Source organism: Actinosynnema pretiosum, from assembly GCF_024171695.1.
GTDB classification, from domain to species: Bacteria; Actinomycetota; Actinomycetes; order Mycobacteriales; family Pseudonocardiaceae; genus Actinosynnema; species Actinosynnema pretiosum.
In genome coordinates this window covers 328,953-342,242 of the sequence record NZ_JAMTCF010000001.1, presented here as the reverse complement: position 1 = coordinate 342,242, position 13,290 = coordinate 328,953, and the positions used below count along the sequence as shown (strand labels likewise).

Annotated in this window: 9 protein-coding genes; 6 read left to right on the top strand and 3 right to left on the bottom strand. The window is 68.9% G+C overall.

The genetic code is table 11. From position 1 onward, the window contains the following. Positions 1 to 237: 237 nt before the first annotated feature. A complete protein-coding gene (locus tag LV78_RS01180; RefSeq protein ID WP_253842637.1) occupies positions 238 to 2,916 on the top strand; it encodes a LuxR C-terminal-related transcriptional regulator in 2,679 nt (892 codons plus the stop codon). 380 nt (positions 2,917 to 3,296) lie between these two features. On the opposite strand, the gene LV78_RS01175 is transcribed toward LV78_RS01180, so the two are convergent. Together LV78_RS01175 and LV78_RS01170 are read right to left on the bottom strand one after the other, a co-directional pair. Continuing rightward, positions 3,297 to 4,457: a trypsin-like serine protease gene (locus LV78_RS01175; protein WP_253843215.1), complete on the bottom strand. Its 1,161-nt coding sequence runs from the start codon at positions 4,455 to 4,457 to the stop codon at positions 3,297 to 3,299. Between the two features lie 28 nt (positions 4,458 to 4,485). Beyond that, positions 4,486 to 4,923: a hypothetical protein gene (locus tag LV78_RS01170; RefSeq protein ID WP_253842636.1), complete on the bottom strand. Its 438-nt coding sequence runs from the start codon at positions 4,921 to 4,923 to the stop codon at positions 4,486 to 4,488. Positions 4,924 to 5,311: 388 nt separating this feature from the next. On the opposite strand from LV78_RS01170, the gene LV78_RS01165 reads away from it, so the two are divergent. The 5 genes from LV78_RS01165 to LV78_RS01145 all read left to right on the top strand — a co-directional run bounded on the left by LV78_RS01165 (position 5,312) and on the right by LV78_RS01145 (position 11,924). Beyond that, the gene (locus LV78_RS01165) at positions 5,312 to 5,740 is read left to right on the top strand and encodes a hypothetical protein (protein WP_253842635.1); all 429 of its coding nucleotides are present in this window, start codon (positions 5,312 to 5,314) and stop codon (positions 5,738 to 5,740) included. A gap of 326 nt (positions 5,741 to 6,066) precedes the next feature. Next, positions 6,067 to 10,038, top strand: coding sequence for a nucleic acid/nucleotide deaminase domain-containing protein (locus tag LV78_RS01160; RefSeq protein ID WP_301305615.1), 3,972 nt, complete (start codon positions 6,067 to 6,069; stop codon positions 10,036 to 10,038). 28 nt (positions 10,039 to 10,066) lie between these two features. Further along, on the top strand, positions 10,067 to 10,516 hold the full coding sequence (locus LV78_RS01155) for a hypothetical protein (protein ID WP_253842633.1): 450 nt from the start codon (positions 10,067 to 10,069) through the stop codon (positions 10,514 to 10,516). A gap of 380 nt (positions 10,517 to 10,896) precedes the next feature. Continuing rightward, entirely contained in the window at positions 10,897 to 11,628 is a 732-nt protein-coding gene (locus LV78_RS01150) for an ATP-binding cassette domain-containing protein (RefSeq protein ID WP_253842632.1), read from the top strand. A 29-nt stretch (positions 11,629 to 11,657) separates the two neighbouring features. Beyond that, complete coding sequence (locus LV78_RS01145) at positions 11,658 to 11,924, top strand: hypothetical protein (RefSeq protein WP_253842631.1); 267 nt, start codon at positions 11,658 to 11,660, stop codon at positions 11,922 to 11,924. A gap of 96 nt (positions 11,925 to 12,020) precedes the next feature. Here the strand turns inward: LV78_RS01145 and LV78_RS01140 are convergent, their stop codons facing one another. Then, entirely contained in the window at positions 12,021 to 12,845 is an 825-nt protein-coding gene (locus LV78_RS01140; protein ID WP_308208654.1) for a thioesterase II family protein, read from the bottom strand. Between the last annotated feature and the right edge of the window lie 445 nt (positions 12,846 to 13,290).

The window sequence follows — 13,290 nt, the reverse complement described above, 5'->3', positions numbered from 1 at the left end:
CCGCCGAGAACCCCACCTGTCTGGGATGCCCGCCCGCCCGAGGGTTCGCCCGCCCCAGAGCCCCGCCTGCCTGAGCCCCGCCTGCCTGAGCCCCGCCTGCCTGAGCCCCGCCTGCCCGAGCCCGGCCCGCCCGAGGAACCTGCCCGAGCCCCGCCGCGTTGGCCGGTTGCCGTCACCGCCCGCCGCCGCCACCGCCCGCCCGTCCGCCGCCCGGCGGGCACCCGAAGTGAGGACCCGATGACCCACCGCCGTCCGGCACCCCTGCGCGGCAGGGAGGTCGAGCTGGCCGAGCTCGACCGGCGCGTCGACCTGCTCGCGCGCGGCGCCGGGGGCGCGCTCGTGCTCGAAGGCGCCTCGGGCAGCGGCAAGACCCGGTTGCTGGACGAGGTCGCCGCGCGGGCGCTCGGCGCGGGCCTGCGGGTGTTCACCGGCGCGGGCCAGCGGAGCTGGCAGGTGCTGGAGCTGCTCGACGGGTTGCCGGGCGCGGGCGGTGGGGGTGGTGCGGGCGCGCTCGTGCGGGAGCTGCACGACAGCCTGGAGCGGGCCGCGCTCGACGTGCCCGTGCTGGTGGTGCTGGACGACTTCCAGTGGGCCGACCCGGCCGCCGCCAAGGCCGCCCGCGTCCTGGTGCGCCGCCTGGCCGCCGACCCGGTGCTGTGGCTCATCGCCCGCAGGCCCACCCCGGACGACCACCTCGACGCCCCCGTGCTGCGGCTGGGCGACCTGCCCGCCGACGCGGTCCGCGACCTCGCCCTGGACGTCCTCGGGGGCCTGCCGGACGGCCCGCTCACCGCGCTGCTCGCGGGCGCCCAGGGCAACCCGCTGCTGGTCGGCGAGCTGCTGAACGGCCTGCTCGACGAGGCCGCCGTCGACGTGCGCGACGGGGTCGCGGCGCTGCGGACCGAGGCCGCGCCCCTGCGCTTCCGCGAGTCCGTCCGCAGCCGGGTGCGGCAGCTGTCCGCCCCCGCCCGCGAGGCCGTCGAGCTGGCCGCGATCCTCGGGCGCGCGTTCACCGCCGGGCAGCTCGCCCGGATGCTGGACCGCGCCCCCGCCGCCCTGCTCGGACCGCTGCGCGAGGTCGTGGACGCCGAGCTGGTGGTCGAGCGCGGCGACCGGTTCGGGTTCCGGCACGACCTCGTGCGCGAGGCCGTCGAGGGCGGGCTGCCCGAACCGCTGCGGCGCGACCTGCGCAGGCAGGCCGTCGAGGCGAGCCTGGCCGAGGGCGCGCCCGCCGCCGACGTGGCCGCGCTCGTGCTGCGCACCGCCACCAGGGGCGACCAGCGCTCCATCGCCCTGCTGCGCCGCGCGGCGGCCGAGATCGCGCCCCGCTCACCGGTGGTCGCCGCCTCGCTGAGCACGCGGGCGCTGGAGCTGGTGCGGCCCGGCGAGGCCAAGGGGCCCATGCTGACCGACGCCGTGACGCAGCTCGTGCTCGCCGGGGAGGTGGACGAGGCGTCGGCGCTGTTCGACCGGTACGCGGGCGCCGCGCTCGCCCCCGCCACCGCCGCCCGGCTGCGCCGCCTGCTCGCCGAGGTGCTGCTGCCCGCCGACGTGGCCCGGTCGGCGGCGCTGTGCCGGGAGGCGCTGGCGCTCCCCGGCCTGGCGGACGACCTGCGCGCCCAGCTGCACGCCGTGCTGGCCACCGCGCTGGTCGTCGCGGGCGAGCGCGCGGAGGGCCGCAGGGAGGCCGAGGCCGCGACCGCCGCCGCCGAGGGCTCCCCCGACCCGGTGCTGCGCTCGTCGGTGCTGATCACGGACGCGATGACCCGGTTCCAGCGGTGCGACCCGGCGGGCGCTCTGCGCGCGGCCGACGCGGCGATCCGGGCGCGCGACGCCGCCCCCGGCGCCCGCGCCCTGTGGCTGCCCGACGGGTGCAAGGCGCTGCTGCTCGCCGCCTCGGGCAGGCTCGCCGAGGCCTGGGAGCTGACCGGGACCGGCGTCGACCTCGCCCGCGCGGACGGGCAGCAGGCCAACGAGTGGACCTGGGTGGTGATCCGGACCGCGCTGCTGCTGCGCGCCGGGCGGCTGGACGAGGCCCGCGCCGAGGCCGAGTCGGTCCGCACCCTGTCCGAGGAGCTCGGCGCGGCGGTGTTCCGCGAGTTCGCCTCCTCGGTGCTCGGGCAGGTCGCGCTGCACCGGGGCGAGCTGGTGGAGGCCGGGCGGGCCGCCGAGCGGATGCGCGCGGTCGGGCTGCCCTCGTGGCGGGCGCGCGGGGCGGTGCTGGGGGCGCTGGTCGCCGAGGCGGGCGGGGGAGTGGGCGGACTCGACGCCGGGGTGGACGACTTCTACGGCGGGTGCGCCGACCCGGTGGCGCTGGACGGGCCCGCCGAGGTCGCGGTGCTCGTGCGGCTGCTGCTGCGCTCCGGCGAGCGGGAGCGGGCGCGGGCGCTGGTGGCGCGGCTTGAGGGGGAGCGCGCGCGGCATCCGGGGGAGCGCGGGGTCCGGGCTGCGGCGTGGCACGCGCGCGGCGTGCTGGAGGGCGACGCCGGGCTGCTGGTCCGCGCCGCGGCCGAGTACGAGGGGGACGAGCGGGCGCTGGTGCGGGCGCGGGTCGCCGAGGACGCCGGGGTCGCGCTCGCCGGGGTGGACCGCGCCGCCGGGGTGGCGCTGCTGGACTCGGCGCTGGAGCTGTGGACCGCCGCCGGGGCCGACCACGACGCGGGCCGGGTGCGCGGGGCGCTGCGGCGGCACGGGGTCCGGCGGCGCGCGCCCGACGGGCCCGGCGCGGGCTGGGCCGGGCTGACCGGGTCCGAGGCCAGGGTCGCCCGGCTGGTCGCGCTGGGGCGCACCAACCGGCAGGTCGCCGACGAGCTGCACCTGTCGCCGCACACCGTGAGCACGCACCTGCGGCACGCGTTCGCGAAGCTGGGCATCCGCACCAGGACCGAGCTGGCGCGGCTCGCCCCGGAGGCGTGAGCGGGCGAACCCGAAGGGAAGCGCTTTCCCACTGCGTGGGCGCTGTTGTGCTCGTGTTGGGCAAGGCATCAGTCGTGATCCTTGACCTCTTTTTTAAGAAGTGGGCGGGCCCTGGCAGCTCCGCGTCAGGATCACTGCTGGCGATCGGCTATTGCCGCTCAGAGAAGGGGCCTGGACTCGGAGCAGGTGCCATCGTCCTCGACTTCAGGGTGACCTGCGATCGCATGCGCACGCTTGACAACGCTGGGTTGGTCAGGACTGATGATGCGTCGGCACTTTCTCGAGCAGGCGGTGGCGTGGTCGCCGCTCGGCTGCCACGCCACCGCCTACGTCCTGGACCGGCCGAGTCCCCGACACGCTTCAGATCAGCGCTTCACAGATCAGAAGACAAGCCACTGCTGGTTCCGGCCGCCGTTGCACTCCCAGCTGGCCACGATGCGGGTTCCCGGCTTATCCGCGCCTTGCGGGTACTCCTGGTCAAGACACCAGCCGCTCAGGGCGTTGATCAGGCGAACCCGTTTGTCGGAACCGGTCGGCGCGATGCGCCACTCCTGGTTCGCTCCGCCGTTGCAGCTCCAGGCGCCGACTTTGTTCGTCGCGGTGCCGCCGGGCCCTTGCGGGTACTCCTGGTCGAGGCACCAACCGCTGTGGGTGTTCACCAGCCGAGCCTTGTCGGGCGAGAGCCACTGCCAGTGCCACTGCTGGTTCGGCCCGCTATTGCAGTCCCAGGCGCCGACTTTGTTCGTCGCGGTGCCGCCGGGCCCTTGCGGGTACTCCTGGTCGAGGCACCAACCGCTGAGGTCGTTGCGCAGACCGGAACTCTCCCCGGTGTGCTCGGCTGCCCAGTCTGCGAGGCCGTCCACTCGCGCGCCGGTGCTTCCCTGCCTGCTTTCGTCGACGTCCAAGCAGCCGTGCTGCCACGACGTGCTGCTCACCGCCACCAGCGATGCCTGCCCGGCGGACTGGCGGAGCACCGGTCCGCCCGCGTCGCCCTTGCAGGTGTCCACGCTGTTGGCACCGATGAGGGACAGCGTGTTCGGTGACACGGCCTCAACGGAGAAGGGAGCACTCCTGGGGCGGTTCGGCGCCCACACCGTCGCGGTGCGTCCGAAACCGGTCACCTGCAGGCTCTCACCTGCGGTAGCTGGCTGGGTAGCCAGTGCCACCGGACTGACCCCGGTGATGGGGACCTCCAGCTTGACCAGCGCGACGTCGCGATCGGGGTGCTTCACGAGCTTCACGATGCCTGACGCCTGCCCTGCCCCCGTGCCGGAGTCCACATCACCGACCACCACCTCGTGCGGTGTGGACGGGGCCGTTCCGGAAGCATTTCCGGGGAAACAGGACGCAGCGGTGATGACCCAGTGCGGGGACACCAGCGCGCCGGTGCACCCGGCGGTCTCAGTGGTGATCTTCGCCAGGAAGGGGTGCGTGCCTCGCGGGACCTCCGTTCCTCCGGAGACCGCGACCGCGAGGCCACCAAGCTGGAAAGCGGCCAACACAACTGCGGCAGCCCCGACAAGGGTTCTTGCAACCTTCATCACTTCACCAGTTCCTCGGTTCCGCACTTCAGGGCTTGGCGACCAGTTTCAGCAGGGTGGTCTCTGCGGAACTGCTGCCCGTGCCGACCTGGGTAGCCTTGTCCTTCTGGATATCCACAACTGATCGGACGCCTGAGTCGGTGGTCAATTCAGCCGTGACCGAATGCCCTGCGCCAGGCGCGTACCCGTTTCCGCGGATTTCGTAGACCGCCGGGAGTGTCATCGTCACGTAACCGGTGCGGCCGGTGATTTCAAAGCACACCCTGCCGTCGCGGTCAATGCCGACACCCAATCCGGAGTGGCCGTCGTTCGGCAAACTGGAAGAGCGGATGCGTAGAAGTCCGATATCCCCGGAGCGAGGCTTGTCGCAATCAACGAACAACATGTGGCCATCACCTGCGATCAGGCGTACTGCGGTGTCCGTGAAGATTTTTTCAGCACCGGGATAGGAGTAGTCCTCGACCACCGAAGGCTGACTTCCGGTGTCGGAGGGAGGAACTTCTTGGGCGCTGACGCTTCCCCCGGTTACGAGCAGGGCTGCTGCTGTTATGACAGCAAGTACGAGCGCGCTCGCTTTCACGGTTTCCCCCGTTGTTCGTTTAATGAATCATGTTGCAGCCACTTCTTGGGGCTGGGTAGCGGGAACCTACAACAGATGATCTTCTCTGCGAGTCCTTGACACCGTGAGGCTAGGGGGTATGTGGATTGTTTCCGCAGGTCAAGGCGTTCTGTATGTCAATCATGATCTCTGTCACAGCCTGTATCGCTGTGATCACCCCTTGTGTACGTGCAGGGCCTTCGTCCCTAGAGGGCGAGGTCTTCACCCAGGCGGGCTAGCGCTAGCATCCGCCTTCATGACGGATCCACTCGCTGTGCTCGAGGAGGCCAGGCTCTCGGGTGACCCCGCCCGCAGAGCCTCGGAGGAAGCGCTCGCATCTTGGTCGGCGCTTGCCGAGGCGGCTCGTGTCGAACTTGTGTTGATGGGCTTCTCTGTGGCGGTTGTCGAACCGGGAGATAATGCAGCTCCTGCCGGGGGTTTGGTCGTCGTTCACCCAGTGTCTCCTTTCGGGGTGACGCTCGATTGGAAAATCCCTTCCGGTAGCGCTTGGCCTATGCCTCCTGGGAACGGCTGGACCGGGTATGGAAGTGAGCCAAACCAGGTTTTGGTCCGCGTGATGCTGGATGTTCTCGGTGGTGCCGGTTTCGCGGTTCTGGTCGATCATCAGGACGACGGCGGCTACCTGCACCGGGTTCTGGGTGAACCCGAAGATCCGCTCCACTGACCGGAAAGGGTTGTAACCATCTTGCTGTGATTCTGATCACTCCCTCGTGGAGGCGGTGGCCCTTTTTGGTGGCGTGAAGGGGCATCCTGTGGTGCTAGTTACTGCTGGCGCTGTTGCCTCATAGTATTGGGTTCAGTTTTTGTCAAGCTCTCTTCGGGGTGGGCCTCTTCTGTTAATTTTCTGAATCGGCACCCTGGGCTTCACTTTGCACATCTGGAGGTGAACTCGGGGTCATGCTTTTCTGAATTTCGGGAGATCTCTGGGCAAAACCGGTCATCTACTTGTCCGGAAGTTTTCCTGTTAAATTTTTTGACAAGAAAGAGCGTATGAAACCCTTCAGTAAACGTCGTAGACTGGCGCATGCAGCGCTGACGCTGGTTCTGACAGCCGCTCTGCTCCCCAATGCGATCCCGCAGTCGGCGGCGGCCGCTCCAGCCGCTGCCGAAACGCCCCTTGCCCCTTACTTGCCCCACGCGCTGAGCACACGGGGCAAGGTGCTCATGATCTGGCAGGAGAGCGGCGCTCAGACCAAGGCCGAAGCCGAGAAGGCTCTGCTCGGGACAGACGCCGACATCGAGGCGTTTTTGACCCAGAAACTCGACTGGCTGACCTCGGTCGACGACCGAATCGCGGTCAACCAGATCGCTGCCGCCGGTGGCCCCACTGTCAAGGGGGCGGCCCAGAAGGCGCTGGACGCAGCCGAGAGCGACCCGAGCGCGCTCCAGAGCTTCCTGCGGACAGGCTGGTACGACGCAACCAACGTCGACCTGCGCATCCGGGTCAACCAGATCGCCGCCGCAGGCGGTCCCACTGTCAAGGGGGCGGCCCAGAGAGCGCTGGATGCCGCCGAGACCGATCCGGACGCCCTGCGCAGTTTCCTCGCGACTGCTTCCGTGCAAGCGGCTGACATCGATCTGCGCATTCGGGTTAACCAGATCGCGGCTGCTGGTGGCGCTGCGGTCAAGGCAGCGGCGCAGAAAGCGCTGGACGCCGCTGAAGCTGATCCCAACGCCTTGAGGCTGTTCATCAGTCGTGAGTGGGAAGTCGCGCAGGCCAGAGATCAGGAGAGCGCGTCCATCTCGCAGCTGGTCGAAACCGCGAAGCAGGCGGGAGCCCAGGCTGAACGGGAGTCGCTGGCGGCGAAGGACAGTGCTGAGAGGGCCCGGCAGGAAGCCGACCTCGCCAAGCAGGCGGCCGAGTTGGCGGCCAAGGCCGCCGAAGCGGCGAAGGACAACGCGGCGGGGGCTGCTGAAGCCGCAGCCCAGGCTGCGACAGCGGCCAACCGCGCGGCGAGCGCGGCGACCACCGCGATCGGCGCCGCCAGTGCGGCGACCGCTGCCGCGCGGATTGCAGCCAATGCTGCGGCGCGTGCGGTTACCGCCTCGGTGAAGGCCGGACAGGCCTCCAGCCAGGCGTGGGAGTACGCGACAGCGGCGCGGGGTGACCGTGAACGCGCTGGTGACGCGCGCCGTGCCGCAGCCGAGGCCGCGAAAGCTTCCACGGAGGCCAAGCAGGCGATTGAGGCCATCGACCAAGCGGAAAAAGCGCTGAAGCAGGCTGACGCAGCCATCTCCGCAGCTGAGTCAGCAGGCAAGAACGCGTCGGAGTCTGCCAAGTCCGCTGACGAGTCGGTGAAATGGGCGAAGCAGGCTGGCGCGGACGCGAGCGAGGCTGAAGCTGCCGCGAACAGGTCCAGGCAGCAGGCTGCCCTGGCAGTCAGGGCAGCCTCCTCCGCCCGTGCCTATGCCACCGAGGCCGCTGCTGCAGCGGCTCGTGCACGTGAACTCGCGCTGCGCGCCGTTGCGGATGCGATCGCTGCGTCCCTCGCGGCCGAGGATGCCGCCGCTCACGCGGGGCAGGCGGGTCAGGCCGCAGAGCTCGCTACCCAGCACGCCAATGCGGCTACTGAGTCAGCGCAGATTGCCTTGGACGCTGCCGCGCAGGCGGCACGCATCTACGCCGCGGCCCGCAAGATCGACGAGGACCGCCTCGCGCTTCAAGCTGATCAGGCGACCGCAGCCGCACGCGAGTCCCTGCACGTGGAAGACCGGATCGGGCTCATCCGGAACTGGAAAGCGCCCCAAGAGGACCAGCGCGATGAGGACGTCCACACCTGGCTGGCCGAGGCCGAGGCTCCTGGTGCGCCCGTCGAGGTCGTTGAGTCGCGTGGTCGCAAGATCGCGCTTCGCCTGATCGACACCGCAGGCCCCTGGGGCAAGGCGGCTGCCGCCACCGCGATCTCGGGCGATGGCAACGAGATTCGGGAGTACGTGAAGTCCGGGATCGGCCAGGCGGCCGTGCTGGACGACCGGGAGACCACCCGGCAGTTGATCGCAGAGGGCTCCGAGAGCCTGAAGCAGGCAGGGCAGAACGCTCTGGCGGAAGGCGACGAAGCGGTTCGGCAGTTCCTGCGCGACCCCGAACACCCCCAGCGCGCCACCGAATTGCGCATCCGTGTCAATCAGGTGATGGCCACGGCGCGCGAGCAGAAGAACGACACGCTCATCGCCGCCGCGCAGCTCGCTTTGGACGGGGAATCCGTTTCAGGCTACTTGAAATTTCTGGACACCGGCCAGAACACCGCCAGGGAGCACGACGATCGCATCGCGGTCAACCGCTTGATCGCTGACCCGAACACCGGGCCGGAGGCGAAGCTGCTCGGGGCGGCTGCTCTGGAAGGCAGTCCGGAGTTGGTGCGGCAGTACCGGTACAACGGTCAGCACATCGCCAATCGGCACGACCGGGAAGCGGCGGCTCACAACGCGGCGACCGCCACCATGGTCACCCAGGCTGCAACGGCTGCGTCACGTGCTGCGGAGCACGCCGCCAACGCGCAAGCCGTCGCCGCCACAGCGCGGAACGCTGCTGAGGAAGCAAGAGGTTACGCCACCCAGGCGCAGCAGCACGCCGACAACGCGATTAATTCAGCATTCGAAGCTATCGAATCTGCTAAGAGTGCCGAGAACTCTGCTGAAGCGGCAGAGCGCTCCGCTCAAGCTGCAGAAGACGCGGCGGAGCGTGCGTCGAGATCCGCAGTGGAGGCGACTCGGTCAGCCGTTTCTGCCAGGAGTTCGGCGAATATTGCAGCTTCGCACGCGAACAGCGCCATGCGGGCGGCTCAGCAGGCTTATCGGGACGCCCTGGACGCTGGTTTGGACGCCGAAGCTGCGATCAAGGTCGCGCTCGATGCCAGGGACAAGGCGGTCGCTAAGGCGGAGCAAGAGGTCGAAGCGGAGAAGGCCAAAGCCGCTGCGGAACTCAAAGAGTCCTGCAAAAACGTTCCTGAAGGGGCGGACCGCGATGACTGCATGAGCCGGGCGATGCGGATGATCGCTGACCCTCAGGGAGAGTCGGCGCGCAACGTCGCGGTTTGCAACCAGCTCAAGCAGGACAGCGAAGAAGCCTTCAACCACTGTCTTGAGGGTGCCTACAATCCCGCGTTGACCTATCTCGTCAACAAGGCGATCGCCGATGCCAAGGACCAGCAGGAGTCCGAGGACTGGTGGACCACCGCTGGCTTCGTGGTCTCCGGCGCGGTCCTGATTGGCCTGGGCATCTACTGCGCCGAGATCTGCGTCGCCCCGCTGTTGGGTGCTTTGGTTGGTGCCGAGGCGGGTATGCTCGCAACGGCGGCGGGTGCGGGGTTGGAAGTCGCGATCGGCGCTGAGTTCATTACCGGTATTGCCACGGACGCCTTCCTGGCGTCCAGGCTGAGTGCGCTTACGCAGTTCGAGTTTCTTGGTGGCGTCGCCGCGCGCAGTGGGGTCACCAGCCTCGTCGTCGATGCGGTCAAGCATGTTTTCAAATCCTGCTTCACAGCGAAGTTCTCTAGTTTTGCTGCTGAACCGCCATGTTATCATGAAATTCCGTTGGCAAGTTACGGAAACGGCAGTCAGGAGATTGTAAACAAAGCTTTCGAATATAGAATCAAAGTCTCCGGGGCGACACTTTCTAGCCTTTTTAACAACCTTGCTGTCGTCAAAGTTAAAGGATGGGTTGATCCATTCTTCAAGGATGATTACATCAGGATGTTGAGCGCGGGAAAGGAAAAGCATTCGGAAATTAGAATTCTTCAGGAGCTCAATAGGCTTGGGATTGACCCCAGTCGAGTGGTCGAAGTTTATACTGAGAGATCTTTTTGCAAAAAGTGTGCAGTAGCTTTTGGGAGCAGACTGCCGCAGGGGACTCCGGTCTATTATTCTGTGAAATATATGGGTCAAAAATCTTCAGACTCTTGGCAGGAGGCGAAAGATTTGTTGACCTTTTTTCAGGATAGGATCTACCGGCAAGGGCTCTGAAGTTAACAAGTAAAAATAGTGGGTAAAAATGAAAACCTTCGATCCTTTTAATTTTTTGAAAAACAATGAAACCGGATTTGGTTTGCCTTATCGGGCCCCCGAAGAAGCCGTCGATTCATGGCGAAAGCTAGCTGAACGTATCGATAAAACTCTACGAGGCCTAGGTATTCCGGTAGCAGGTATTTCTGACGAGTTTCATGACGTCTTGCGGAGTGGAGCTGTGATTCGGATCAGCCAGATGTTTCCGTTTGGGGTTTCTCTGTACTGGGAGCCTCCGTTGTTTCAAGCTGATTCGTACACCTCCGCGCGGCGCGGAAACTATGGCGCGGGACCTCATCCACTCCTCAGTTACGCGGTGAACTCAAGCATTATCATCGTTGAAGCCCTCTGTGAGATGCTGGCGAGATCGGGATTCCGTGTGATGATTGAGGCTGACGGTTTGGAGGGGCGCAGAAACAGGATCCTGGAAGCGCCCTGATGGCGGTGGTCGTGGTCGTCCTCGGTTGGGGGCGACCACGACCGCGTGACGGGTTCGGTGTCGCAGGCATCCTGCTGCCGAACAGGGACTTCCTTCGATGCGGTGATCTTTGGTTCTAACCCTCTCGCGTGTCCCGTTTGCTCCTGAAAATGCAAGTTGCGAGGGGTGTCGGTGGAGTGGGGCACCCGACGTTCGGCCAAGCCACCCACGTTCTCACTCGTTGGAGTTAGCCCTTCCACAGAGGTGCCGGGTGGACGTGAGCCGAGAGTAGCCGGCTTCCCGAACGGAGGTCGGTTTATCCCCACCCCCGCTGTGGTCGTAGAGCCATGTCGCCCGTCCCCGAGCGCTTCTAGCGTGGGAAGCGTCCACAGGGAGGGTTCATGGTTTCGACTGTCTCGGGCGCCCGGCTCCCGGTCGCCACCGGTGTGGTCCGCGCCGCGCTGAAGACGGGCGCGCTGGTCCGCCTGTCCCAGGTCTCCAAGCAGTTCGGGGACGAGGTCGCGCTGCGCGGCGCCGGGCTGCGGGTGCGCCCCGGCGAGCTGGTCGGCGTCGTCGGCGCGCGGGGAGCGGGGAAGACCGTGCTCGCGTCCGTCGCCGCCGCGCTGCTGCCCCCGGACGAGGGGGAGGTCCGCCTGTTCGGGCGCGACCCCTGGGAGGACTGCGGCCTCGCGCGCTCCGGCGTCGGGCTGGTGCCCGACCGGGTGCCCGTCGCGGACCGGCTCTCCTGCTTCGACGTGCTGGTCTGCTGCGCGCTGCGCTCCGGGGCCGCGCGGGGCGAGGCCGAGCGGGAGGCGGGCGTGCTGCTGGCCGCCTGCGAGCTCGGGGACGTCGCCCACGTGCAGGCCGCCGCGTGCTCGACCGGGCAGCAGCTGCTGCTGCGGCTCGCCGCCGCCATGCTCGGCGGGCGGGCGCTGCTGGTGCTGGACGACCCCTTCGACGGGGTCGACGGCTGGGAGTCCGAGGTGGTCCGCGCGGTCCTGCGCGAGTTCGCCGCCGCCGGTGGCGGGGTGCTGTGCACCGCGCGCGACCGGGTGGCCGTGCAGGACTGGTGCGACACCCACCTCGCACTGCGGTCCGGGAGCCTGAGTCCGGCTCCCTGGGCCTTCCGCTGACGCTCCGGCGTCACTGATCGGGGAGACGAGTGCGCGTGCGACTGGCCAATCCGGTGGTAACGAAGGTGGACCCCGAGGGCAGGCTCCTGCTGGCCGTGCCCGCGACCGGGGCGTCGTTCCTGTTCGCGGCCGAGGAGACGGGGATGTGGATCGAGCTGTGGCGGCACGGCGGCGACGTCGCGCGCGCGGCCGACCGGCTCGCCGAGCGGTGGGACGTCGAGCCCTCGGCGACGCTGGCCGACCTGCGCCGGTGGGCGGCCCACCTGTGCTCGGTGGGGCTGGCGAAGGTGGACTGAGCCGAGGTGGGCCGAGCCGGGGTGGACCGAGCCGAGTCCTGACCGGAGCGGGGGGAGAGCGGCGCGTCGGAGGCGGCGCGCCACCCCGCCGCCGCCCTAGCGGTGCCGGTCCAGCCGCTCGGCCAGCAGGGCGTTCACGGCTTCGGCGTGCTCGGTCAGGTAGAAGTGGCCGCCGGTGAAGACCTCCAGCGCGAAACCCGCCGAGGTGTGCCGCTCCCAGGCGCGCGCCTCGGCCAGGTCGACCTTCGGGTCCGCGTCGCCGACCAGCACCGTGAGCGGCACGTCCAGCACCGGGACCCCGGCGCAGGCGTAGGTCTCCACGGCCTTGTAGTCGGCGCGCAGCGCGGGGAGGGCGGCGCGCAGCACCTCGTCGTCGACCAGCCGGAAATCGGTGCCGCCCAACGACACCAGCTCCGCCAGCAGCGCCGCGTCGTCGTGCAGGTGCACCGACTCGGCCCGGTGCGACTCGGGGGCCCGCGCGCCGGAGGCGAGCAGCTCGACCGGCGGCGCGCCCCGCTCCTGCATCCTGCGGGCCACCTCGAACGCCACCACCGCGCCCATGCTGTGCCCGAACAGGACCACCGGGCGGTCGGTCAGCGGCAGCAGCTCCTCGGTGATCCGCTCCGCGAGCTGCGGGACCGACTCCAGCGGGCGCTCGGCCCTGCGGTCCTGCCTGCCGGGGTACTGCACGGTCAGCACGTCGGTGGCCGGGGCGTGCGCCCGCGCGGTGGACAGGAAGTAGGTCGCGGAACCACCCGCGTGCGGGAAGCAGACCAGGCGCACGGCCGCGTCCTCGGTCCGCTGGAACCGGCGCAACCACAGGCCGCTCGTGATCGGGGAACCGGCGGTCCTCGCGCTCGTGGGGGACGCGCGCCGGTCCGCGCTGCGCCGCCCGGACTGGTGGCTTCGGGTCGCTGGCACGGGAACTCCTCGGCTGGGGGCGTTCGATCGGGACGGGGCGGGGTGTTCGACCGGAGGGGGCAAGCCGGTGCGTCCGGTCGGTTTCGCTCAGCCGTGCTGGTTCGAGCGCGCCCGTCCGGCCGGGGTGGTTCCGGCGGTGCGTCCAGCCGGGAACGTCCCGTTGGAATCGTCCGGACCGGCTGGGCTGGTCCGGCTGGGCGGGCAGGCTGCGGCGGTCCGGCTGGAGCTGTCCGGCTGGAGCGGTCGGGCCGGGGTCGTCCGGCAGGGGGCGTCGGGCCGGGGTCGTCCGGTCGGGGCGTCCGGCTGGGACCGTTCACCCCGGAACGTTCGGGTAGGGGTGGTCGGGCCGGGTCTCGTTCGGTCGGGCGGTGGATCCGGCCGATCAGGACGCCCCTGAAGCTCCCCGCACCGCGCCCCCGCGACAACCCCTAGCGCACCCCTTGCC